This is a genomic window from Aneurinibacillus sp. REN35, assembly GCF_041379945.2.
Classification (GTDB): domain Bacteria; phylum Bacillota; class Bacilli; order Aneurinibacillales; family Aneurinibacillaceae; genus Aneurinibacillus.
In genome coordinates, this window is sequence record NZ_JBFTXJ020000002.1 from 13,050 (window position 1) to 36,280 (window position 23,231).

Annotated in this window: 28 protein-coding genes and 1 riboswitch; of the genes, 21 read left to right on the plus strand and 7 right to left on the minus strand. The window is 47.6% G+C overall.

Translation table 11 applies throughout. From position 1 onward, the window contains the following. Positions 1-31: 31 nt before the first annotated feature. Genes AB3351_RS03260 through AB3351_RS03270 form a run of 3 tightly spaced genes read left to right on the plus strand, consistent with a single transcriptional unit; the run spans position 32 to position 2,260 of the window. Positions 32-973, plus strand: coding sequence for a YqaJ viral recombinase family nuclease (locus AB3351_RS03260; RefSeq protein WP_371145698.1), 942 nt, complete (start codon positions 32-34; stop codon positions 971-973). A 19-nt stretch (positions 974-992) separates the two neighbouring features. Then, the gene (recT, locus tag AB3351_RS03265; protein ID WP_371145699.1) at positions 993-1,862 is read left to right on the plus strand and encodes a recombination protein RecT; all 870 of its coding nucleotides are present in this window, start codon (positions 993-995) and stop codon (positions 1,860-1,862) included. Positions 1,863-1,921: 59 nt separating this feature from the next. Then, positions 1,922-2,260, plus strand: coding sequence for a phage holin family protein (locus AB3351_RS03270; RefSeq protein WP_371145700.1), 339 nt, complete (start codon positions 1,922-1,924; stop codon positions 2,258-2,260). 68 nt (positions 2,261-2,328) lie between these two features. Here the strand turns inward: AB3351_RS03270 and AB3351_RS03275 are convergent, their stop codons facing one another. Together AB3351_RS03275 and tlp are read right to left on the minus strand one after the other, a co-directional pair. Beyond that, the gene (locus tag AB3351_RS03275) at positions 2,329-2,526 is read right to left on the minus strand and encodes a hypothetical protein (RefSeq protein WP_371145701.1); all 198 of its coding nucleotides are present in this window, start codon (positions 2,524-2,526) and stop codon (positions 2,329-2,331) included. A gap of 167 nt (positions 2,527-2,693) precedes the next feature. Then, positions 2,694-2,927 (minus strand): small acid-soluble spore protein Tlp, encoded by a 234-nt coding sequence (gene tlp, locus AB3351_RS03280; protein ID WP_371145702.1) that lies wholly within the window; start codon positions 2,925-2,927, stop codon positions 2,694-2,696. A gap of 202 nt (positions 2,928-3,129) precedes the next feature. Between tlp and AB3351_RS03285 the strand changes: the two genes are divergently transcribed. Beyond that, positions 3,130-3,369: a hypothetical protein gene (locus AB3351_RS03285; RefSeq protein ID WP_371145703.1), complete on the plus strand. Its 240-nt coding sequence runs from the start codon at positions 3,130-3,132 to the stop codon at positions 3,367-3,369. A gap of 102 nt (positions 3,370-3,471) precedes the next feature. Then, complete coding sequence (locus AB3351_RS03290) at positions 3,472-3,990, plus strand: hypothetical protein (protein WP_371145704.1); 519 nt, start codon at positions 3,472-3,474, stop codon at positions 3,988-3,990. Positions 3,991-4,023: 33 nt separating this feature from the next. Here AB3351_RS03290 and AB3351_RS03295 read toward each other — a convergent pair whose 3' ends face one another. Then, the gene (locus tag AB3351_RS03295; protein WP_371145705.1) at positions 4,024-4,602 is read right to left on the minus strand and encodes a hypothetical protein; all 579 of its coding nucleotides are present in this window, start codon (positions 4,600-4,602) and stop codon (positions 4,024-4,026) included. 18 nt (positions 4,603-4,620) lie between these two features. Beyond that, complete coding sequence (locus AB3351_RS03300) at positions 4,621-5,229, minus strand: DedA family protein (RefSeq protein ID WP_371145706.1); 609 nt, start codon at positions 5,227-5,229, stop codon at positions 4,621-4,623. Positions 5,230-5,486: 257 nt separating this feature from the next. Here AB3351_RS03300 and AB3351_RS03305 point away from each other — a divergent pair, with 257 nt between their 5' ends. The 8 genes from AB3351_RS03305 to cbpB all read left to right on the plus strand — a co-directional run bounded on the left by AB3351_RS03305 (position 5,487) and on the right by cbpB (position 14,122). Then, complete coding sequence (locus AB3351_RS03305) at positions 5,487-5,705, plus strand: hypothetical protein (protein ID WP_371145707.1); 219 nt, start codon at positions 5,487-5,489, stop codon at positions 5,703-5,705. A gap of 135 nt (positions 5,706-5,840) precedes the next feature. Further along, positions 5,841-6,608, plus strand: a complete 768-nt coding sequence (locus tag AB3351_RS03310) for a ClpP family protease (protein WP_371146253.1) — start codon at positions 5,841-5,843, stop codon at positions 6,606-6,608. After that, positions 6,605-6,832 carry a YlzJ-like family protein gene (locus AB3351_RS03315; RefSeq protein WP_371145708.1) on the plus strand — a complete coding sequence of 76 codons (228 nt, stop codon included), beginning with the start codon at positions 6,605-6,607 and terminating at the stop codon, positions 6,830-6,832. Before AB3351_RS03310 ends, AB3351_RS03315 begins: the two co-directional genes overlap by 4 nt. A gap of 205 nt (positions 6,833-7,037) precedes the next feature. Continuing rightward, positions 7,038-9,725 carry a YhgE/Pip family protein gene (locus tag AB3351_RS03320; protein ID WP_371145709.1) on the plus strand — a complete coding sequence of 896 codons (2,688 nt, stop codon included), beginning with the start codon at positions 7,038-7,040 and terminating at the stop codon, positions 9,723-9,725. A 180-nt stretch (positions 9,726-9,905) separates the two neighbouring features. Then, positions 9,906-10,301 carry a DUF2512 family protein gene (locus AB3351_RS03325; protein ID WP_371145710.1) on the plus strand — a complete coding sequence of 132 codons (396 nt, stop codon included), beginning with the start codon at positions 9,906-9,908 and terminating at the stop codon, positions 10,299-10,301. Positions 10,302-10,515: 214 nt separating this feature from the next. Beyond that, positions 10,516-13,068 (plus strand): DNA translocase FtsK, encoded by a 2,553-nt coding sequence (locus AB3351_RS03330; RefSeq protein WP_371145711.1) that lies wholly within the window; start codon positions 10,516-10,518, stop codon positions 13,066-13,068. Positions 13,069-13,130: 62 nt separating this feature from the next. After that, positions 13,131-13,598, plus strand: coding sequence for a large conductance mechanosensitive channel protein MscL (mscL, locus tag AB3351_RS03335; RefSeq protein WP_371145712.1), 468 nt, complete (start codon positions 13,131-13,133; stop codon positions 13,596-13,598). Positions 13,599-13,681: 83 nt separating this feature from the next. Continuing rightward, positions 13,682-14,122, plus strand: coding sequence for a cyclic-di-AMP-binding protein CbpB (gene cbpB / locus AB3351_RS03340; protein ID WP_371145713.1), 441 nt, complete (start codon positions 13,682-13,684; stop codon positions 14,120-14,122). Between the two features lie 63 nt (positions 14,123-14,185). Here cbpB and AB3351_RS03345 read toward each other — a convergent pair whose 3' ends face one another. Together AB3351_RS03345 and AB3351_RS03350 are read right to left on the minus strand one after the other, a co-directional pair. Next, entirely contained in the window at positions 14,186-14,344 is a 159-nt protein-coding gene (locus AB3351_RS03345) for a hypothetical protein (RefSeq protein WP_371145714.1), read from the minus strand. A gap of 171 nt (positions 14,345-14,515) precedes the next feature. After that, the gene (locus AB3351_RS03350; RefSeq protein WP_371145715.1) at positions 14,516-15,109 is read right to left on the minus strand and encodes an ECF transporter S component; all 594 of its coding nucleotides are present in this window, start codon (positions 15,107-15,109) and stop codon (positions 14,516-14,518) included. Between the two features lie 6 nt (positions 15,110-15,115). Further along, positions 15,116-15,275, minus strand: a riboswitch (FMN riboswitch). A gap of 200 nt (positions 15,276-15,475) precedes the next feature. Between AB3351_RS03350 and AB3351_RS03355 the strand changes: the two genes are divergently transcribed. The 7 genes from AB3351_RS03355 to AB3351_RS03385 all read left to right on the plus strand — a co-directional run bounded on the left by AB3351_RS03355 (position 15,476) and on the right by AB3351_RS03385 (position 21,653). Further along, positions 15,476-15,928, plus strand: a complete 453-nt coding sequence (locus tag AB3351_RS03355; RefSeq protein WP_371145716.1) for a hypothetical protein — start codon at positions 15,476-15,478, stop codon at positions 15,926-15,928. Positions 15,929-15,930: 2 nt separating this feature from the next. Next, the gene (locus AB3351_RS03360) at positions 15,931-16,563 is read left to right on the plus strand and encodes a DNA-3-methyladenine glycosylase family protein (RefSeq protein WP_371145717.1); all 633 of its coding nucleotides are present in this window, start codon (positions 15,931-15,933) and stop codon (positions 16,561-16,563) included. Between the two features lie 281 nt (positions 16,564-16,844). Continuing rightward, positions 16,845-17,837, plus strand: coding sequence for a YncE family protein (locus tag AB3351_RS03365; RefSeq protein ID WP_371145718.1), 993 nt, complete (start codon positions 16,845-16,847; stop codon positions 17,835-17,837). After that, the gene (locus tag AB3351_RS03370) at positions 17,834-18,520 is read left to right on the plus strand and encodes a response regulator transcription factor (RefSeq protein ID WP_371145719.1); all 687 of its coding nucleotides are present in this window, start codon (positions 17,834-17,836) and stop codon (positions 18,518-18,520) included. Before AB3351_RS03365 ends, AB3351_RS03370 begins: the two co-directional genes overlap by 4 nt. After that, the gene (locus tag AB3351_RS03375; protein WP_371145720.1) at positions 18,517-19,935 is read left to right on the plus strand and encodes a sensor histidine kinase; all 1,419 of its coding nucleotides are present in this window, start codon (positions 18,517-18,519) and stop codon (positions 19,933-19,935) included. The genes AB3351_RS03370 and AB3351_RS03375 overlap by 4 nt, the downstream gene beginning before the upstream one ends. An 18-nt stretch (positions 19,936-19,953) precedes the next feature. Beyond that, positions 19,954-20,358: a FixH family protein gene (locus AB3351_RS03380; protein WP_371145721.1), complete on the plus strand. Its 405-nt coding sequence runs from the start codon at positions 19,954-19,956 to the stop codon at positions 20,356-20,358. Positions 20,359-20,540: 182 nt separating this feature from the next. Then, entirely contained in the window at positions 20,541-21,653 is a 1,113-nt protein-coding gene (locus tag AB3351_RS03385) for a YheC/YheD family endospore coat-associated protein (RefSeq protein ID WP_371145722.1), read from the plus strand. Between the two features lie 36 nt (positions 21,654-21,689). Here AB3351_RS03385 and AB3351_RS03390 read toward each other — a convergent pair whose 3' ends face one another. After that, the gene (locus AB3351_RS03390; RefSeq protein WP_371145723.1) at positions 21,690-22,340 is read right to left on the minus strand and encodes a GerMN domain-containing protein; all 651 of its coding nucleotides are present in this window, start codon (positions 22,338-22,340) and stop codon (positions 21,690-21,692) included. A 187-nt stretch (positions 22,341-22,527) separates the two neighbouring features. Between AB3351_RS03390 and AB3351_RS03395 the strand changes: the two genes are divergently transcribed. Further along, positions 22,528-23,199, plus strand: coding sequence for a LytTR family DNA-binding domain-containing protein (locus AB3351_RS03395; RefSeq protein WP_371145724.1), 672 nt, complete (start codon positions 22,528-22,530; stop codon positions 23,197-23,199). Positions 23,200-23,231: the final 32 nt, after the last annotated feature.

A 23,231-nucleotide genomic window follows, 5' to 3' on the forward strand; every position in this document is an offset into this window, starting at 1 on the left:
ATGGCAGGATGAAGGGAGTGAGGGAGGAACTATGCAGGCGGTACGACTTGTGAATACAACGGATCTGACACATGATGAGTGGCTTGCTTGGCGCCGGCAAGGAATTAGCGGCAGCGATGTAGGAGCCATCTGCGGAGTGGATAAGTATCGATCACGCATTGCGGTTTATTTGGAGAAGGTGGGCCAGGCAATGGAGCGAAAAGATACCGAAGCAATGCATTTTGGCCGCGTGCTTGAAGAGGTCATAGCGGACGAATTCGCACGCCGAACCGGCTATAAACTAGAGCGTCGCAATGCCATTCTTCAGCATCCAGAGACAGAATGGGCAATTGGTAATATCGACCGGTTAATTCTCGATACAGAACGGGGCAACGGTGTACTAGAGATTAAGACAGCCTCAGAATACATGCGCAAGGAATGGGAGGAAGGCAGCATTCCGGAAGTGTATCAGCTGCAGCTTCAATGGTATTTATATATCACCGGCCTGACATGGGGTGCTTTTGCCGTTTTGATTGGGGGCAATACGTTTCATTATCAGATCGTAGAGCGGGATGAAGCGTTGATTGCGCTTAGCGTGCAAATCTGTGAACATTTTTGGCACAATCATGTGATGACCGGTGTTCCTCCGCTGCCGGACGGAAGTGAAGCTGCCTCGGAGTTGATTACGGCAATGTATCCTGAAGGTGAGGCGGATAGCGTAACGGTGCTTCCGGATGAAGCGGAAGAGCTGATTGCGAAATGGGAAGAGGCAGACCGGGATATGGAGGAGGCGGAGGAAAGAAAGCGTGAAGCAGAGAACCGACTGAAAGCGCTGATTGGCCGCCATGAAACCGGTCTTACAGGTGAGCGTCGAATCAGCTGGAAGAACATATCCCGCAGAGCAGTCGATGTCAAAGCTTTACGGGAGAAGCGGCCGGATATTTACGAAGAATTCGTCCGTCCCACAGTAACAAGGCGTTTTCTCATTATGTAGAAAAGAGGAGGAAGGTACAATGGCAGATGATTTACGAAGCAAGCTCGAAGCAAAAGCGAGGGAAACGCAAAGTAATCCACCTACACCGGCTCAGGCCATCGGTGCATACTTAAAAAAAATGGAGCCAGAAATTGCACGGGTACTGCCGAAGCATATGGATGTAGATCGGTTGCTGCGTATTGCACTTACTACGATTCGAACCAATCCACAGCTTCTTGAGTGTACGGTACCCTCCCTGCTTGGTGCGGTGATGCAAGCTGCGCAGTTAGGTCTTGAACCCGGGCTGCTTGGCCAATGCTATATTATTCCGTATGGCAGAGAGGCGACCTTCGTTATCGGATACAAAGGAATGATCGATCTCGCACGCCGCTCCGGTACTATTAAAAGCATGTATGCACATGAAGTCTACAGCAACGATGAATTTGATTACGAATACGGACTTCATCCGTCTTTGACTCATCGTCCGGCCATGCGTGAGCGCGGTGAATTCATCGGTGTATATGCGGTAGCACATTTTATGGATGGCGGCTATCAGTTTGAGTTCATGCCCAAAGAAGAAATTGACCGGCGCCGCATGCGTTCCCGCTCCTATCAAAGCGGTCCATGGGTAACCGATTATGAGGAAATGGCCAAAAAAACAGTCATTCGTCATATGTTTAAATATCTGCCGCTCAGCGTAGAGATTATGCGTGGAGCAGCGAAGGATGAGACGGTACTGCCGGATATAGGGGAGGAAGCGATTAGTGTGTATGAGCGTCCGCTTGAGGCGCAGGTTCTCTCTGCTGAAGATGTGCCGGTCGAGAGGGAGACAACAAATGCAAGAGATAAAGAAGAAGATGGGAAAAAAAGTGCTGCCAAAAGCGGCAACAACAATCATAATAAAGATTAATGGAATTTTTGACTGCCGCATATAGGTAGGAGTAGCTCGATTATAGGGAGGGGAGAGTCATGCGTTGGATTTGGCAATGGATTTTATCCGCGATCGCACTTTTGGTTGTTGCCTGGCTGTTTGATGCGATCTGGTTTGACAGCGTGGGTGCTGCTTTTATCGCAGCGCTCGTATTGGGAATTATTAATGTGACCCTGCGTCCGATTTTAAAGCTGTTGGCGCTGCCGGTGACGATTTTGACATTAGGATTGTTTGCGCTCATTATTAATGCGCTCATGCTGCTTCTGACAGGCAATCTTGTACCTGGGTTTCATGTGGAAGGTTTTTTTGCCGCCTTTTTCGGCTCCATCGTGCTCTCGATTGTGAGCAGTATCATGTCAGCCGCATTGAAAGACTAAAATAAGCAGGCCCCTATCTATGTGTATGTACAAAGATAGGGGCCTGCTTATTATCAAGGTAAGGCATGTTAGGCTGCGAGAATTTTTAGCGCACGGATAATCTCGAGGCTTTCTTCCCGGGTTAAGGCCACACCATTATATTGAACACGTCCTGTATCAAGCAGCTCCATCAAATTAAAAGACGCATCCCACTGGATCATATCGTTGAATAGTTCAGAGAGCTCGATGGTTTCACCTGCTGATAAGGCCTCTTGAATGGTTTTCATGATTGTCACTTCCTGTTTCCTTTTTCGCCATGTGGCTGTTATCTCAAACACACGATTTATATCATATGCGAAAATGACAAGAATGTCCATATTCATTTTTGCTGCATACATATTGCTTGTATGTAAGCGGGAAGCCGGATCGCCGACTTCCCGTATTGATCCGCAGCCTACTCGTACCGGTTTTGCTGGCTCTGCGCCTGCTGTTCATCTTGGATTTCATTACGCATGGATTCGATGCTCGCCCGACGGCGGGCATTTTTGTCCCGGATTTCTTCTCGCTGTGTCTCCGAGAGGTGCGTATTGCTCATTGTATCTTCAGCGGCTTCGATGTTGCCGATCGTGTTCTGCACCATTTCTTGAAGCTTTTGTGCGTTGTCCTTGCGGTTATCCGGCTTTGCCATACGAATCTGCCTCCTCCGATGAATTCGTGAGCGCCATGGCTTCACGTCACGTATTGTTTGATAAAAAAAGACCGTTTATTCCTGCACAGTCAAAGAACAATCCATGCAAAATTTGCATGAATTCCCAGGTTCCAGATCCTACCTTGCTATTTATATAATGGGAGTATATGTGTTCATTTTCAAAGGCTGAGGAGGATGACCGGTGTCGATATCGCGAACATGCCAGAACTGTTGGTGGATATGTGAGAACACGAATCAGTGCCTATTCCCAGAAGAGTTGCAAAACATGCAAAAGACCCCCAAATCAATCATATGTTGGGGATGGCGTCCTACAGAAAAAACAGCACGACATGCATATTTAGAGCGATATGGACGGGAAGTAGACCGTATTGGAATCTTGCCTGTAGTAGATGAGTCCCCTGCTTTTGAAGGACGGGAATAGAAAATACAAACGCGCCATGATAGAATGAAAATATTACCAAGTTTTATATGGTAATAAATAAAAGCGCTGACGCATGAGTGCGTGCGTAAGGGTGGGGCGTTAATGATGAAGCAGGATAAGATACGTTCAATAAAAGATGGGCGCAGACGAAAGAAACACTATGCATGGCTGCGTATTGTTCAAGTTATCGGCGTTGCTGCTACGCTTGCGCTGATCTATAACGGGGCGACTAGCCTTGTTCGTTTAAACGCTTCTTATCTGGAGAACACCATCGCCCCTGCACAAAAAATCAATGCGACGGCAAATCCTGAAGCCAAAGCATTTGCGGCAGCATTCGTTGCGGAATGGCTGCACGCATCCCGTATAACCCCATCCATTCAGAGCAAGCTTTCTCCATCGCTTATAGCAGAACGTATGGCCTTTCCTGCCATAAAGCAGATCAATCAGGTATATGTACGGGACGTAGATGTTGTCACTCAATACCAGGGGGTATTGCTTCTCGAAGCACAGACAGGGAATGCACAGCCTGCTGTCCGCTATACAATCGAGCTTACGCTGCGTTATCTACCCGAGGAGAAGACGTATCAAGTAACTGATTATCCTAAGCTAATAAAGCAATAAAGAAGGACCCCGATGCTTTTGGGGTCCTTTTGTTTATCCATTTGTGTTGATTTTAATCTGTAGGCGAGCGGTTTGTTCCAGAACTTTTTGCGCTTTTGCATCAAGGGCGGCCATCTGCTTCTCCGCTTCTTCCAATGCGGATACATCCTGCTTGCGCAGTCCTTGCTCCGCCTTCTTCATTGCAGGAACATAGGCGTTCATCGTCTGATATAGTTCTTGATGGAATCTTTCTGCCTCTGGATAGGGTGGAATTTCAAGGTTTTGCAGCTTCACTAAAGCCTTCTCATAGTCTGCTATGGATGAGGCGGCCCGGCTTTGTGCCTGTGCTTGTGTCAATTTCTTATCGCCAAGCTCGGAGAATGCCTCGAAGAAGGCGGTCCGTTTGTCGCCAAGATCTTTTACAGCAGCTGCGACAGCATTGAAGTAGTGATCGAGCGTTTGCTTAGCGTCCGCCATTTTCTTCTCCTGCTTTTGCTCCTGTTTTTCCACAATTTTGGCTGACAATTCCTGTTCGGTCGGCAGGCTTTCTTTGCCTCCGCAGCCTGAAAGCGCAAGAACTAAGGCTGCAAGCCATATACCTCCATAGGTGTATCGCCGTGTTCTCTTCTTCATAGCTCACCTCATTTTTAATTAATTGGAGATGCGGGATGATTTTCGGCGTTTTCGCAGGCTGAACAATAAATAGGCGACGGTACTTATGATCGCTACCCAGATAAGCGGCTGCACGAATGGTCGGGCGAATTCATCAATCTGTTCCCAACGCGCTCCGAGCTGCATGCCAAGATAGACGAATAAGATCGACCATGGAATAACGGCCAGTGTCGTGTATAGAATGAACTTGGCAGCAGACATCCGGGCAATGCCTGCGGGAATCGATATGGCATGCCGCACGACCGGAATGAAACGGGCGGTAAAGATCACGCCAACTCCATAGCGATTAAACCATTCTTCCGCTTTATCGATTTCTTTTTTGCGGATAAGCAGGTACTTGCCGTACTTCTCAAGAAACGGACGGCCCCCGTAGTAGCCCATCCAGTACAAAAATAATTGAGCAATCGTACCGCCGATCGTCCCTGCAATAACGGCACCGATGAAATTGATCTGCCCCTGCGCAACCAAATAACCGCCGTAAGCAAGCACAATTTCACTTGGGATGACTTCAAGCATAAGTCCGATAGCGATGCCGAAGTAGCCTAAATCACTAAGAAAGGTTAACACCGATCGAATGAACTCTTCCATAACTCCTCCTGGTTTTCTGTAAGCTTTCCACTTTTCTTCACCTTCTCATTGTACAGGCAAGCCCACTTCCTTAACAAGGAAAAGCTTGCTAGGACGGATGGTCTGAAAAAAGGACTATGAAGCAATGAAAGAAGCAGATGAATAGACCTATGGTTTGTGGTTTCTGGTAAGAGAAGTACATCATTCTATCTATTTAATATGAAAAAAATAGAAATTATAATAGAAATAACTAAAAAAAGTAAAAGGGAGGGATGAACGTGAAGCAGAAAATACACCCAATGGAGGGGCAAGTCCTTACCCGAACGGTTCCATTCGGTATGGAATCAGAAGAAGAGGCGGACGCATATCGTAAGGTACGTGAATATCTGCGAAATAATCCCTACTCCAATGCGATGCAGATCGCCAATGCGACACAAGTATCAATCCATAAGATTACAAAGTATGTACATCAAGGTTTGCTCCGAAATAATCGATAAGCAGATGATGTGACCAAAAAATCCAGGGAAGTTTCCTGGATTTTTTTCGTATGTGTGGTAGATGCATGCTTTTCTTAGTTGCAATTCATACTATGGATACTAAGGAAAGAGGAGGAAACAGATGTGCAAGAGCAGATGAATGAAGTAGAACCCCAAACACAACCGATGCCGGCAAAGCCGGACATGCCTCCAGCTCCTTCGCTGCCGGGCGAGCCGCGCAAAGCAGTAACGGAGATGATTCAGCAATTCGGTCAGACGAATGTGCCGTCCGCTTCAGAGAGCAATATATATTGTTTGTCGATTATTGGACAGATTGAAGGACATGTCCAATTGCCGCCCCAGAATAAAACCACCAAATACGAGCACCTCATTCCCCAGCTCGTAGCGGCTGAACAGAGTCCGAACATTGAAGGGGTGCTTGTGATTTTGAATACGGTTGGAGGTGATGTCGAAGCAGGGCTTGCTATTGCCGAGATGATTGCTTCCATGTCAAAACCAACCGTCTCGCTCGTACTCGGTGGAGGACACAGTATCGGGGTTCCGATTGCCGTATCAACGAACCGTTCGTTTATTGCAGAGACAGCTACGATGACCATTCACCCTGTTCGCTTAACAGGGCTTGTGATCGGAGTGGCGGAGAGCTTTGAATACCTAGAGAAGATGCAGGATCGGGTTGTTAATTTTGTCGTGCGTCATTCAAATATAGAAGAAGAAAAGTTCCGTCAACTTATGCTCAAGGTCGGGGAATTAAGTCGGGATGTGGGAACAAATGTGGTTGGGACGAAGGCCGTGGAATACGGGCTGATTGATGAGGTCGGCGGATTGGGAGCGGCGATACGGGAGTTGAAGAGCCGTATTGAGGCGAATCGGCCGGCACAGCAAATCGAGCAGGTGATCCAATGATTCATTACTCTACGCTGCCGATGGAGCTGATTTTTCAGAATGAAGATCCGTCCGCATATGAGAACATGGAAATCCAATGGAACGGATTGACGATGCTCGTTCAGCCATGCGGAACAAATGAGGCGCGTATCGTACGCTTGATTAGTCCAAATCCATATGATTATATGAATCCAGCGTATGCACCGGGACAGATTCTGCGTTTCCGTCCGGAAGTGGGCGAGTGAGGGCGGCGCAATACAGCAGGGGACGAGACGGAGTCAGTTGTTCTGGCTCCGTTTTTTTATATACTGCTTTTGTACAAAAAACACATATGTTTTTAAACCTATCTCTATAATCGGTATATATGTAATTCTTGTGTTTATGTACCGAGAAATGTTTGATACACTACCCTTGCAGTCATTAACTTAGATAAGATTAGGTGAGCGGCGCATGAAAAGAATCATTGAAATTTATAAAACCGACTGGCGCAATATTTTTAAAGTACCAATTGCCTTGTTTTTGATTATTGGCTTGATGGTGCTGCCCTCGATGTATGCCTGGTTCAATTTAAAAGCATCCTGGGACCCGTATGGAGACACGTCAGGTATTGCGATCGCTGTAACGAACGAAGATGAAGGAGCGCGGATTCATAACAGCGAAATCGATAAACAGATTAATATTGGAGACGAGATTGTCAAAAACCTACAGAAGAATAAGAAGCTTGGCTGGACGTTTGTCAGCAGGGAAGAAGCGGAGCGCGGGGTTGTTCATGGGGATTATTATGCAAGTCTGCTTATCCCAAAAGATTTCTCAGCCAAAATTGCAACCGTTCTTGAAGAAAATCCGCAAAAGCCTGAGATACGTTATGTGGTGAATGAGAAGATCAATGCAATCGCTCCGAAAATCACAGCGAGCGGCGCTTCAGGTGTCGTAGCGCAAGTAAGCGAAAGCTTTGTAAAGACGGCAAGCGAAGCCATTTTTACAATATTTAATGAGGTGGGCATTAAGCTTGAAGAGGAGCTTCCTACCATTCGTCACATCGAAAACCGGATCTTTGAGCTGGAGAGACGTCTGCCGGGTATTGAGGAAGCGGGAAGCAAAGCGCTTGCCTTCGAGAAAAAACTGCCGGAGATTCGGGAAAAGGGACAAAAAATCATCGAACTTGAGAAGAAGCTGCCCGAAATCAGGCAGGCTGGTAATCATATTCTCAAGTTGGAGGAGAAGCTGCCAAAAATCAAGGAAGTGGGCAACGAAATCCTGCTCATTCAGCAAAAACTGCCCGAAATCCAGCAGGCGGCTGACCGTATTGCAGAAATTGATCAGAATTTCAATAAGGTAGAGGAAACACTTAATAAAGCGATAGAGGATGCGGACAAAGCAGCGGACATTATTAATGCTGCGCAGCAGGCATTGCCAAAAGTTGAACAGATTGCAGCAGCCGGAGGAGAATTCACACAGGGACTGCAGTCGTTTTTACAAAAAAACGACGGGGCGTTTGAAGCGGTAGCTCCTGTTGTCAAACAGAATTTGCTGCTGCTTCAGCAGACGGCAGATGCCGTAACACAGATAACCGATACGCTGCAGCAGGCTAACATGGATCCAAAGCCAACGCTTGATGCCTTGTCCTTCCTTGCGGAGCGTTTATCTACCGGTGTTGGAGTCATTGACCGTACGGCAGATTTATTAACAAAGCTGAATGCGTATCTCCCAAATCATCCGTTCGATGATACGATTGCCCGTCTTCGTACGGTGCAAAACAATTTTACGCAGCAGATCAACACAATTAAAACGATTCAATCTGCCATCGAGCGTGGAGAGAAGCCGGCCAAGCAGCTTGTGGATCGTTTGAATACATTATCCAAAAATGCAAGCGATACGCTGGGCGGGATTCTATCGCGGTATGATTCAGAGATCGTACCAAATATGACAAAAGCGCTTGAACAGCTTAAAACGTCGGCTAAAAACGCAGCCGATGTAATGCAGACTGCGCAAGAAAAACTGCCGGATATGAAAGCAATTCTCGCTGATGTGGCTGTCGGCGTAGCATACGGACAGGAGGAACTTGCTCGCCTGAAGGAACGGTTGCCGGAGATCAAAGGCAAACTGCATGAGGTAGCAGTAAATATTCAGAGCAAAATGGGTGATCTGATCCAGGGAGTGAACCAGGCTGCGAATTTTGTCCGCAACGACCTGCCTAGACTAGAGCCGAAGATCCATCAAGCGGCTGATTTTATTCGACGCGACCTGCCGCGGACAGAACAAGAGGTTCATAAGGTGGCTAGCCTCATCCAGACGAAGCTGCCTGAAGTTGAGAATGCGGTACATAAGCTTGCGAATCTCGTACGCGAGGATCTGCCTGCGCTTGAGGATTCAGTTCGTAATGCGGCGGATAAGATCCGTGAATTCGAGCAGTCTAAGAACCTTAGTGACATCATTGCACTGTTAAAAAATGATATTCACAAAGAGAGTGATTATCTAGCGGAGCCTGTTTTGCTGAAGGAAGAGAAGCGATTCCCGATTCCAAACTACGGCTCGGCGATGTCACCGTTCTATACCGTTTTATCCTTGTGGGTTGGAGCCATTTTATTGGTGTCGCTCCTGCGGCTTGATGTGGAAGATCCGGAAGGGAAATACCGGAGCCTTGATGTGTATTTTGGACGTTTGCTGACCTTTTTAACTATCGGTGTTTTTCAAGCATTGATTGTTACGGTTGGTGATATGGTGGTCCTTGGCGCGTACGTTGCCGATACGATGTGGTTTGTCATATTCGGTATTTTTACGAGCATCGTATTTATGACGATTGTCTATACGTTTGTCTCTGTCTTTGGGAATATGGGAAAGGCACTTGCCATTATTATGCTGGTGCTGCAGCTATCCGGATCGGGGGGGACGTTCCCGATCCAGGTCACGCCGCCTTTCTTCCAGGCCATCCATCCGTTTTTGCCGTTTACGTATGCGATTAGCTTGCTGCGTGAAGCGGTGGGGGGAATGGTGTATGACATTGTCATTAGAGATGTGTTGTGCCTCTTATTATTCCTTGGGTCTGCCTTTATTTTGGGCGTGGTGTTAAAAGAGCCGCTTAGTAAATCCACCCAGCGGGTCACACAGAAGGCGAAAGAAAGCAAGATGATTCATTGATGCAGGACTCCCGTTAGAAGGCGTTAAGCCTTTGTAGTGGGAGTTTTTATGTGGTAGATTGTTATGTCGCTAAATTTTTTGAATTATGCTAATTTAGTAGTAGGTAGTGTAAATGAAGGGGAAATGGTGTAAAACAAGATAAGAGCAAAGATTCGCAACGAAGAATGGAGGAGGTAGACTATGGCTAAGGCACACGCAAAAGCGTTTGGAATTAAGCTTGCTCGCTTTGGATTTAATATTTTTCTTTTTTTAGGCCTTGTATTTAATCAGCCGTTCAGTTACGTGCTAGGCGCGATTTTAATTTTGTCCGTCCTGTCTTATTTAATTGGCGATCTGGTTATTTTGCGCTTTGCCGGCAACGCAATTGCTACCGCGCTCGATGTCGTTATGTTTATTCTCGGCATGTGGGCAGTGGCTACGTATATTGGCTTTGATTATAATATGAGCCACTTGTTTGCGCTGTTGGTGGTCATTGGCTTCTTAACCTTTGAAGAAGCCCTGTACCATGTGCATATCCAGAAAGAGATTCTGGGTACACGTAAAGAGAGCCTCATGGCTGCGATCAATAAATATTGATAATGAGCAAGAAGCCCTGCCAGAATATCGGTAGGGCTTTTCTATATAATTCTGCAAAACTCGACAGTTTCTCCTCCATGACCGCTCATTTGTTCTTGTGTTATAATAGCGATACGAACGCCTGTACAGGAAAAAAAGGTAACGGCAGCCAATGGTTGGTTGGGCTGCCTTTTTCCCTGTCGCATCATACATAATGGTTGAGGTGGTGAAGCCTTTGGCCGACAAAAAGAAGAGCCGGAAAAAAACAGGAGCAAAAAAGAAGGATGTGCGTGCCTTCGTCCGGTATGAATTATACGGACTTGTCATCATCGCCCTCTCGCTTCTTGCCTTATTGACCTTCTCGAATACGAGCTGGTTTGGCCGATATTTTGCTTGGGTATTTCGGGTTGTAGCTGGAGCCTGGGATTTCCTGCTGCCGCTTACTGGAGTAGGCATCGGCATATACGTAATGGCTAAGCGTAAGTGGCCATACCTTTTATCTCAGCGCTGGATTGGTATTTTTCTGTTATTCTTTTCCCTGCTTGTATGGAATCACATGCTGTTGTTTGAGGCGTTGACAGCCGGGGGGAGGTTTGCTGATCAGTCTGTGCTCTCCGTTACATGGGAGCAGCTTCTTCAGGAGAAGAAACAGATGGATGCGGGGAAGCCGTCCACCACGGATGTGGGAGGCGGATTGCTAGGTGCGCTTGGATATGCGTTCTTTGCAGCGGCGGCCGGTTCCGCAGGGACAGCATTGATTGTTGTCTTTCTCGTGTTGATTGGACTGATGCTTACGTTTCAGATTTCGTATGTACGTATTTTTGACGGACTGCGCCGGTTATTCATGACTGGCGGATCAAGAATGAAGACAGCGGGAGAGGATGCGTTGGCGCTTTTGAGCGAACGACGCGAACAGCGCTTACGGGAACGCGAGGAACAGGAAGCATACGAAGTGGACCAAGCGGAAGAAGAGCCTGAGGAAGATACTGCTGCCGAGCGTAAACCAAGCTTTGTCGCAAGATGGTTTAGCGGCCGTGGTCAAAAGGGCCAAAAGGAAGCACCTGTAGCGCACACAACACCTAAGTCTGCGCGCATACGGAAGGAGCACGCTGTCATGTCCGCGCCAAAAGCAGTCTGGACCCAAGAGGAGCAGGAGAGAAGCGAAGAGACAGCGACCGAAGAGATTATCGTGCATGATTTTGCACAAAAGCTGTACGAGGAAGCTGAAGAGCCGCCTGTACCGTCCGCTGTGCCGGAGATGCAGATGGAAGGTGCGCAGATGAAGATAAAGCTGGCTGCGCGTAAGAAGCAGGAGGTGAAAGAGCCGCCTGAGGTGATGCCGGATGTGCCGCTTGCCTTTGAGGATGCGCCTGATCATCCATCCTATCGACTTCCAACACCGGACTTGATGGATAGGCCTAAGGGGATCAAGCCGGGTAGTGCGACGAAAAATGTTCACAACAATGCGCAAAAGCTTGTTGCTACGTTAGAGAGTTTTGGCGTGCAGGCGAAAGTGCTTCAAGTGCAATGCGGCCCTACGGTGACACGGTATGAAGTCCAACCGGCTATCGGTGTAAAGGTAAGTAAAATCGTTGGTCTTAGCGATGATATCGCGTTGGCGCTGGCTGCGCGCGGCATTCGAATGGAAGCGCCGATTCCGGGCAAATCAGCCATCGGTATCGAGGTGCCGAATGATGAAATTGCATTGGTTACGCTCAGAGAGGTTCTTGAGAGCTCGGAATACACAGATGCGCTTGACAAGCTCAGCATTGCGCTGGGACGAGATATTTCCGGACAGCCCATGATCGCTAATTTGGCCCGTATGCCTCATCTTCTGGTAGCCGGAGCTACAGGGAGCGGGAAGTCAGTTTGTATAAACGGCATCATTATGAGCATTTTATGCAAGGCCAAACCGAGCGAAGTAAAGCTGATGATGATTGACCCGAAGATGGTGGAGCTGAACGTATACAATGGCATTCCGCACTTGTTATCGCCTGTGGTTACCGACCCGCGCCGGGCGTCCATGGCGCTAAAGAAGGTGGTACAGGAGATGGAGCGTCGCTATGAGATGTTTGCAAAATCGGGTACGCGCGATGTAGAACGCTACAACCAGGTAGCGCGTCAGGAAGGTATTGTTCCGCTGCCGCTGATCGTTGTGATTGTAGATGAATTGGCGGACTTGATGATGGTGGCTCCAGGTGATGTAGAGGATGCCATCTGCCGTCTGGCACAGATGGCCCGTGCCGCAGGCATTCACTTGATTATCGCAACACAGCGCCCGTCCGTTGATGTTATTACAGGTGTAATTAAAGCCAATATTCCATCCCGCATTGCATTTGGTGTATCGTCGATGGCCGACTCGCGCACCATTCTTGATATGGGCGGTGCGGAGAAGCTATTAGGACGCGGAGATATGCTGTATTTGCCGATGGGCGCTTCGAAGCCTGTGCGCATTCAGGGTGCGTTTATTAGTGATCACGAAGTGGAGAAGGTAGTCTCCTATGTAAAAAATCAGCAGGAAGCGCGATATAATCCGGAGATGATGCCAGGTGAAGAGGAATCGGTCGTGGCAGATGAACCGGAAGACGAGCTATACGAGCAGGCGGTGGATTTGGTGCGTGAAGCACAGACCGCTTCTGTTTCGCTCTTGCAGCGCAGACTGCGTGTGGGATATACACGGGCGGCACGCCTGGTTGATATGATGGAGGCGCGGGGTATAGTTGGGCCGTATGAAGGCAGCAAACCGCGCGAAGTGCTTATTCCGCCCGGTGATGCGCAAACGCTATAGTACATAGCATCAATGCGGGTAAAGAAGAGTAGGTTGAAGAAGCTGACGAGAGGAGAGCATGTGTGAAGTTCATAACAGACTTTAAAAAATTCATCAGCAGAGGCAACATTATTGATCTTGCAGTCGGTGTGGCACTAGGTACAGCCTTTAATAAAATCGTGACATCGCTTGTCGAAGACATTCTTATGCCCCCGATTGGGATGGCGTTAAATGGCGTGGATTTTTCGGACTTGTACATTAATCTTTCGCCCGGCTCGTACGCTTCTCTTAAAGCAGCAAAGGATGCGGAAGCCGTTACGATTAATTACGGGATTTTTTTAAACAATGTGCTGCATTTCATTATTGTCGCATTCTCCCTGTTTGTCGTAGTGAAAGTGTATACCCGCTTAAGTGATCTGCGGCATCAGGAGCAGGAAGAAGAGAAGCTGGCAGAGACGAAGGAGTGTCCGTATTGTATATCAAGCATTCCGCTTGCCGCAACCCGCTGCCCATCGTGCACGTCTCAATTGGAGCGAGCCGAAGAGGCATAAGGGAGCAATAGGCATGGAAAGCGTTTTCATGATATAATTAAGAAGACGTTGACTTTTAGTAAGGAAAAGGAAGCGGTGGTCGTATGGGGAAAACCATGAAGCAGGTATCATTGGAGAATGGAATAGGGGAGTTAATGATTCCGGGCAGCAGGGTAGCGATTGTTCAAGAGGGGAACTCGCTTGAGCATGCGCTGCTTGTTCTTACGAAATCGGGGTATTCAGCCATTCCTGTGCTTGATCGGGAATACAAGCTGAAGGGGCTGATTAGTATGGCGCTTATCCTTGATGCCACATTAGGTATTGAGCAGATTGAGTACAATAAGCTTAGTGAGATGAAGGTTGAAGAAGTAATGAATAAGAAGGTGGCATGGATGAAGGCAGACGGAAGCTTTTTCCGGGGGCTTGAGCTGTCCATTAATCACCCGTTTCTATGCATCGTAGATGAAGATGGAGTATTCGTTGGGATTTTGACTCGAAAAACGATTCTTGCGCAGGTTCATAATTACCTTAAATTTTATAGATAAGACATAATGGATATACAACGATACAACAAAAAATCAGGCGTCCAATTGGAACGCCTGATTTTTTTAGTTTAATGAGTAGGACAGTTTAATGGAGAGCTGACCATTCTCAATCCCGACATATTCAAGTCCTTCAAATGTAGCATTCGGGTAACTGCTTTGCAGTGTTTGCATTGTCTCATACATCTCATCAGCAGAATTAATTAGAATTTCCATGCGATTCATGGGAAGTCACCTCGTTCGATTTCTTTTGCTATAATCATTCGTCGTGTATGTGTGGTTTATGTGGGGTGACTAAACATTTTTTACAAAAAAAATTAAAAACTTCCGCCGGGCAGCGGAAGTTTAGCTGACAACATACATGTATGGTTGTGAATCGTACCCGCAGCATGCAGACTATCTGCTGTGCAATACGGGACGCAGTCGATTATAGATTGGATATGTGATCAAAGCCTCGACGATTCCTTTGATCAGGTTAAACGGAAGAATCGCGTACAGGATCAGCGCCCACAGATTGGTAATGCTGGCGTTAGCACCTTGCGACCAACCGATAATGTCTTCAACGGACATACCCATAACATAGGCGAAAGCCGGAATGAAGAAGAAATAGTTGGTCAGCGACATAATAATTGCCATAGCCGTTGTACCGGCGGTCATACCTACCCAGAAGTTCACCTTGCTTTGCTTCAGCTTCCGCATAAAGAATACAGATACAACAACGAACGTACTGCCCGCTATAAAGTTGGACAGCTCTCCTACAGCCATGCCACCCTGATTGGTAAGCAAAAAGTGCAGGATGTTCTTAATCAACTCCACGGCTACACCAGCCAGTGGGCCGAACAGAATGGCGCCAATCAGCGCTGGAATTTCGCTTACACCGATTTTCAAAAAAGCCGGAAACATCGGCAGCGGGATTTCTACAAACATCAGCAGAAACCCAATGGTCGACAACAGCGATAAAAACGCTGTTCTGCGAACCTTCCCTCTCATATGAAGTTCCCCCTTCTCCCATCCAGACTATACTGTCGGTCCCGGATTTGCACCGGATCAGCCAGACGCGTTACTACTATTTTTGCGTCCGGGTCGCGGACTAAGGGACAATATGAAGCGCCCCATCACCGCCGGTCGGGAATCTCACCCTGCCCTGAAGGTTTGTATGGTGTTATAAATTTCACAACCTATTTTCAAATATGCCATGAAAATGCTTGTTCGTCAATACAGAAGCAGTAACTTACAAAAGCAAAGTTGGAGAGTTAGCGGTGGAATTTCTCTCTCTTTCTGGAAAATATTTCGGTATAATAAATGGGAAAGAAAAAGGAAGTAAACGATACAGCGCGGGGAAGAGAGGAGAAAACTATGCTATTTGGTATTCCGTATGCGGAATGGATTGGTTATGTTGTGGTAGTTGTCCTGGTCATTCTGTTCGGTCTGCCGAACGGGTGGCTCAAGCGTCTTGAAAAATATTACTCCAGTGACCATCTTCATCAGCCGCTTTCTGCTCATAACATAAGCGTTATTACGATTTGTGATAAGGAAGCAGGGGAGAAGGAGCTAGGAGCAGAGGAAACACAGCAGATTATCGCTCTGTTTAATGGGGCGAAGCTGGTACAAAAAGTAGATCCGCCGCACAATTCTGCCCACATCATAATACGTATCGCACAAAAAGCAGGCAGTATGATTGAAGTGATGCCATACCGAAACGATGTTTTAATTGTACGTGAGGAGAAAGATAAGAACGGAATCCCTATTACATATTGGGCGAAACAAGATGGTTTTGCCAAATGGTTGTATAGAAGCGAGGAGCGATAAAGATGGACAGCACAATTATAAATGATCGTACGCTTGCTCAGGGCTGTGAATATTTACGAGCCGCCGATCCGATAATGGCCCGAATCATTAATGAATACGAACCCTATCACTGGAAAGAGCCGGGGGATTATTTTGCTGTCCTGTGCAGCTCCATTGTCTCTCAGCAGTTGTCTGTCAAAGCCGCTGCGTCCATTACGGAGCGTGTTCTGCAATATTTTGGCGGCCAGTGGCGCCAAGAAGCTCTGCTTGCAGCATCCGAGGAGGAGATGCGGGCATTGGGGCTCTCGCGTGCCAAAGTCGTATATGTAAAAGATCTTGCTGCGCATTGTGCCGACGGACGTCTGCGTTTAGACCGCTTAACAGAGGAGACGAATGAAGAAGTAATTGAGCGCTTAATCATGGTTAAAGGTATTGGTAGATGGACAGCGGAGATGTTTCTCCTATTTGGGATGGGGAGGCTGAATGTATTTCCTGCCGATGATCTGGGAATTAAGAAAGCCATTCAGGTCAATTATGGCCTATCGGAGTTTCCCACCAAAAAACAGATGCTTGAAATCGCCGCGAAGTGGGTTCCTTATGAGTCCATTGCAACCTTGTATTTATGGAGAAGCCTAAACAATAAGCCATCAGTATAAGGATGCAGGGCGGAACCAGAGATTCCGCCCTGTTCTGCTGTTATACATTAATAAAGTCCATGCTGCTAGTTGAGGCGGATGTAGCGGCGTTCCTTTTTCATAAAAGTTCGGTATGTGCCGTAAGCTAAGATGGTAAATCCGATTGCTGTAAGTACTCTTCTCATGACGCACCTCCATGTACTGCTTTTCCACGTTTATGTGTAAGGCAATCCGGTATTTCACAAATCACACACAATTATTCTTTATAATAAAAGGCATATCTTACATAAGGAGCGTTCGGGATGAGAAAGAAGCGCCTGGCTTTTGTAATGATGATGTTGATCTGGATCATGGCCGCCGGGTGTCAGTCCGCAGCATTAACGAAAGTTCCGCGGGATGCATCCGTACTCGCAGTAGCCAATGCACGGGATAATACGATTTCGTTCATGAGTATCGAAACAGGTGAGATGCTGGCTGCATGGAAGCCCGCCTTTCCTTTTGATCGGATGCTTTTGCTGCCGGATCATCATACGGTGCTGTTGTATGGCAAGAACGGTGAAGACGCGCGTATGCTAAATATGAACTCGGGCAAAGAGGATGCGGTATGGAAGACGGGAGGCGGTATTGTCAATGCTGTATTAGCACCAGATGGAGATGCGGTGTATCTGGCGGATAAGCAGCACGGCTCCGTTCGTATGTATACGCTTGATGGAAATCAGACAAGCGAGATCAAAGTGGGGCCGTCTCCGTTCACCATGATCCCTGATTTAGCTCGCAATCGGCTGTATGTGATGGATTTGCAAGATGCGAAGCTGCGGGAGATCGACCTTTCCACAAAGCAGGTAGTTCGCACCTCGCAACTCAATGAGTCGCCTATGGGTGCGTTGCTAGCGGCTGATCGTAAGGAATTGTGGGTGGGTGGTCACGGACGCGGTGACCTGCCGGAGCAGGAGGTATCTGTATTCTCAAGTGAAACAGGACAGAAGAAAACTACTGTCCATGCACCATCGATGCCTGTTGATTTTGTGCGCATAGATAAGGACACGGTGTATGTATTAAGTCACGGGTCCAATATGCTGCGGCGGATCAACATGGAGAATGGGCGCGTAACCGGTGAGCTGGCACTGGGAGCCAATCCGTTTGGAATGGTTCATGACGGACGGTATTTGTATATCGCCAGTTATGAGAGCAACCAGATTGTAGTGGTGGATCCAAAGACCATGCGTATAGTGAAAACACTACGCACAGGGGATGGACCTATTCAAATGTTTGTGCGGGAAGGTGAAGGAAAGTGACGGGGTACTCTCTCCTGATCGTTGATGATGAAGCGCAAATGCGCGAATTAATCTGTATGTATGCAAAGCGTGAGGGCTATCGTTGTACGGAAGCCGAGGACGGAGAGCAAGCGCTTATGCTCCTTGAGAGGCATGCATTTGACCTTATTGTACTTGATGTGATGATGCCGGGCTTGGATGGATTAACTTTTTGTATGAAGGTTCGTGAAACGTCAGATATCCCGATTATTTTTGTGACAGCCCGGGGTGGGGAAGCCGATAAGGTTAGCGGGTTAAAAATGGGGGCTGACGATTATGTGGTGAAGCCGTTCAGTCCGCGTGAGCTGCTGGCTCGTATTGAAGCGCTGTTGCGGCGCACGCATCCTTCGGGTGGGAGCGGTATCGAGTCGATTGATCGGCATGGAGCGCTTGAGGTGGACATGCGCGGACATGAGGCGCGTCTGAATGGTCAGGTGCTTTCCCTTACGCTCAAAGAATTCGATTTATTAACCTGTCTCATTCGTCATCCGGGTCAGGTCATGAGTCGGGAGCGCTTATTGGAGATGGTCTGGGGCTATGAATACTACGGCAATGCGCGAACGGTCGATACGCATGTGAAGACGCTGCGTATGAAGCTTGGTGCACATGCCGGTATTATCCAGACCGTGTGGGGAGTAGGTTATAAATTCGAGGTGCCGTCTTGAAACGCATCACATTAAAGCTCAATCAGAAGCTGTGGCTTCTTGTCAGCTCCGGTGTCATATTCACGGTGTTGGTAACGTATGGGTTGACCCAATATTTATATGGGAAGCTGTATGTGCAAAACATTGAGTCATCTCTTATTTATCAGGGGCAGCGCATCGCGGATATGTATCCGCGAGAAGGGCTCACACCTGCGTTTCGCAAAGAGGTGGAGAGGATAAGCCAAGTGTCGGAAGCGGAGATTTTTGTAACCGAGAATCCGCGTCAATTGGGGGCATGTCTTCCTTTTGAAATTGAGTATGATGCGCTGATTACCCAGGAGGAGCGAAGCCGCCTAGTAGCGGGACAGACAGTAAGCAAAGTCGGCTATGAGGAGAGATTTGGCCGCCAGATCATGGCTGCGATTGTGCCGCTTTTGGACGGAAAACGCCTCGAAGGCATTGTATATTTGTATCTTCCCCTTGCAAGCATAACAGAAGCGCTTAGTGAGGTTCGCTATATTATTCTTGTATGTGCTTTTATTTTTGTTCTTTTTTCGCTCTATATTGTCCGCCATCTTGTCAATCGCCTAACGAGACCGCTGCGTCATATGGAGCAGACGGCAGGTAAGATGGCGCTCGGGAACTTCTCGCAACGGTTTGCGGTAACGGAAGGTGATGAGGTAGGCAATCTGGGACGGGCGCTCAATCACATGGCATCCGCACTTGAGCAGGTCGATACGCAGCGTCGTGAATTTCTTGCGAATGTCTCGCATGAGCTTCGTACACCGCTCAGTTATATTAAAGGCTACAGTGAAGCTGTAATTGATGGAGTCGCGGCTGATCCGGAGGAGAAGGATCGTTATCTTCATCTCATCCATCGTGAGGCAGGACGGATGGAGAGGCTTGTGCACGACTTGCTAGACTTAGCGCAGCTTGAAGGTTCCTCGTATCCTCTGCATGTGACTCCCTTACCGTTGGGGCAGCTAATAGAAGATGCGATTGACAAGTTTAGACCGTTTCTGATGGAGAAAGAAGCAGATCTTCATCTACACATTGATCCGGATGTAATCACCTGGGGAGATGAAGACAGACTAGAGCAAGTGGTTCATAATTTATGCGATAATGCATTGCGCCACCTGCCGAATGAAGGGGGTCTGCTTCGTGTAAGCCTTCATCGTGAAGAACAGGCACACCAGTGCATATTGGTCATTGCAGATAACGGGTGCGGTATTGCACCGGAAGAGTTATCGCGTTTAGGTGAGCGTTTTTATCGGGTGGACAAGGCGCGAACACGCAAGCACGGGGGGAGCGGCTTAGGTCTCTCCATCGTTAAGCAGATTGTTCATCTGCATGAAGGAACAATTTCGATACAAAGCAAGGTGGACGAAGGGACGATCGTAACCGTTAGACTGCCGTTATATGAAGAGGACGAGTAAAGAATAGGGGAGAAGGCGATGAAGCATAACCGATGCGTATGGACTGTTCTCTTGCTGTTTATCGCAACCATTGTGGTAGCGGGATGCAGCAACGAGAAGCCGCCGGTAGAGAGAAGTATACCGGAGAAGCTTACCGTGCAGTTTGCAATTGCGCCGGTATCTCCCAAGCCGAAGCAGGAGGCTGCGCTATCTGTTGCTGTAGAGCAGGGGGGAGAAAAGGTAGAGGATGCAGAAGAGGTGAAGTTTGAAGTCTGGCGTGAGGGGCAAACGGAGGCGCATACGATGATCCCGGCTAACAAGTCGGGAGAAGGCCGCTATGGGGCCGTGTATCGCTTTGAGCAAGCGGGTGTATATTATGTCATGTACCACATTGATGCACGTAGTCTGCACGCCATGCAAAAGCATAAAGTGATCGTCAAGTGAGAAAACGGGTGAGCGTAAGCGGCCCGTTTTTCTTTGGTTTTAGGGCGCATCGGCAGGTGTAGAGCGTATATATGCAGCCCCGTCTATTCTTGCTCTTCACCCGCCTTTTATAGCAGGGAAACAAGCACCCGCACTTTTGTCTTCTCATACTGTATAGAGGAAGGCAGACAAGGAGGCAGAAGATGAAGGGTTCGTATGTAGGCATCTTACTTAACCAATCGATGTATCGGGGAATCCCGGCCGGTAAGACACAAACAGAAGTACTTCCTTATTATGAGGAGGGAGCCCGGCTGTACGGACTGAAGCCTTGCTATATCCGTCTGGATGACCTGCATCTTCACCGTGATACAGTAATGGCATATGTCAGAGAAGGCCAATTATACAAGCGTATAGAAGTTCCGGTTCCTCGTGTGATCCATAATCGGGCGCTGCTATTTTCAGCCAAGGATAAGAACAAGCTAACACAATTAGCTGAGAAAAAATGCATGATATTTAATCGTTGGAATCGGTATAGTAAACCGTATATTCATTCATTGTTGTGGGCAGAGCCGTCGTTTCATCCTCATCTGGCACGTACAGTACATGGTACGCCGGACAACATACGGAAAATGATGCGCATGCACCGTGCGCTCTTTATTAAGCCGAATAGCGGTAGCATCGGTGTGGGCATTATGCGAATCATACGTATCTCGAGCGGCTGGCGTCTTTCGTATGCTGTACGGGAGAACAGGCGAAGGCATTGGAAGCAAATGAGCTTTACCAATTCGCTTCCCGCTCATTTGTTGAAGAAGCTTCAGACCCGCCGCTTTCATATTCAGGAGGAGTTACCTCTTGCGACCTTCCGTGGCAATCGCTTCGATTTGCGTGTTACCGTGCAAAAAGGCGCGACAGGAGAGTGGCAGGTGGCAGGCATGGTGGGGAAGGTGGCACCTGTCGGGCGGTTTTTAAGCAACGTTGGTCAGGGTGGAAAGGTACACCGGCTTGCAACGCTGCTTAGTGAATATCCGGATTTGCACGTCGGAAAGGTAAAGCACGGAATAGAGGAATTTGCGTTACGTGTTGCCCGCTATCTAGAGAAGACGCTGCCAGACCTTGCTGATATCGGGCTTGATATCGGATTGACGAAGAAGGGAAAACCTCTGTTTATTGAATGCAATGGACGGGATCAGCGCTATGCGTTTGGCAATGTGCGCATGATGGAGGAATGGAAGGCAACGTATGCAAATCCGATGGGCTATGCCCGTTACTTGCTTGATAAAATAGATGCACAAGAAAAAAAAGACAGCACGGATTAGGTGCTGTCTTAGCTTATGCATAGGCTGTGGAGTAGATTATTTGTCCTTCATTTCTTTTAGCTCATCAAGCTTCAGCGGCTCGATTGGTGAGGTTGTATCAACATGGCCAAGAATGGTGTCCACTTCTTTACCGTCAATGACAACTTTCATGTTTTTGTAGCCAAATTGCTGTAAAATGGTTGCCATCTCTTCAAGCAGGAACATTTCGCCGGTAGAACCCAGGTTGGCTTTCTTAATTTCAGGAGAGAGGCTGATGATGGCGGTATCCCCTTCTTTTTTCAGCGATTGAATCTTGACTTCTTTAGGCATAAGAGACGTAAGCTTTTTGCTTTGCGGCCCATTCTGCCATGCCATTAATGCAATGGTCGGGAGATTTTCTTCTTTTTTGTATTTAATGGTGCGTGCTTCTTTATATTGCTCCATGAGATCGGTATCGCTAAACACCAGCATTACTTCTTTTTCTTTAATACTTTCTTCCTCTGAATTATCAGCTGATGGCTGTTCTTCTTTTGGCGCTTCTGTCGGTGTTTGCTTGCTTGTATTATTTGGCTGCTGCGCAGGAGGGTTCTGCGTGGTATTATTACCTTCCGGAGCGGAGCCACCGCTTGGAGTGGAAGATGTTGTACAGCCCGTAATGGCTAGCATAAGCATAAGTAAGATAAAGACAAGTGCGCGATGTAGACGCATATGTATCCTTCCCTTCTGACTGAAATAGACTTAATTTCTATTCTTACACAATAAGTTACCAGAAAACACCTGCTGAAGTCCTAATCTCTCCATTGTAGTTAGACTCTTGGAAGTTGAAAACGATGCAGCAAATTATAAATTTTTTATGCTACAATATAAATTGAATTCGAAAGCAGGAGATGAAGCAATGGAAAACACATCCGTTCTTTCAATTGTGAAAGCGATCAGCGATGTATTCCCTCAGGAAGCTTCGATTGCGATTGCGGATAAATCAAGATTCATCTATTACCAGCCCAGCCGGGCTATAGATCTGAAAATCAAACCAGGCGACGAAATTTCTGAAGGAACACTCACACGCCAAGCGCTTTCACGAAAACAGAAAATAGAGCAGTATCTCGACAATAGTGTGTTTGGTGTCTCATATTATGCGATGAGTACGCCCATACTAAATGAAGGCGATGCGGAAGGGTGCATTACGGCGATTTTTCCACCGACGGCAACGCCCGGTCTTCCCAAATTACCGCGTCATCACTTTTTAATCGGCAAAGGCGAGGATCGCTGGGTACCGATTCCGCTTGCGGAGATTCATTTTATTGAATCGGAGAAGGGAAAGACGTACTTGTATACGGAGCGCGGTGTGTATGTGAATAAATACAGCTTACTTGAGCTTGAACGCATGCTGCCGGGTGATTTGTTTATACGGAGTCATCGCGCTTATATGGTGAATGTCTACTCCATTGATGAGATTCATCCAGATTTTCACTCAACATTTATGCTGATCATGAATGATGCGGCGCGCACCCGTGTGCCGGTTAGTCAAAAATATGCCAGCTCGTTCCGTCGCCTGCTGGGATTTTAAGAAGGGGAGACCCTTCTTTTTTTATGGATATT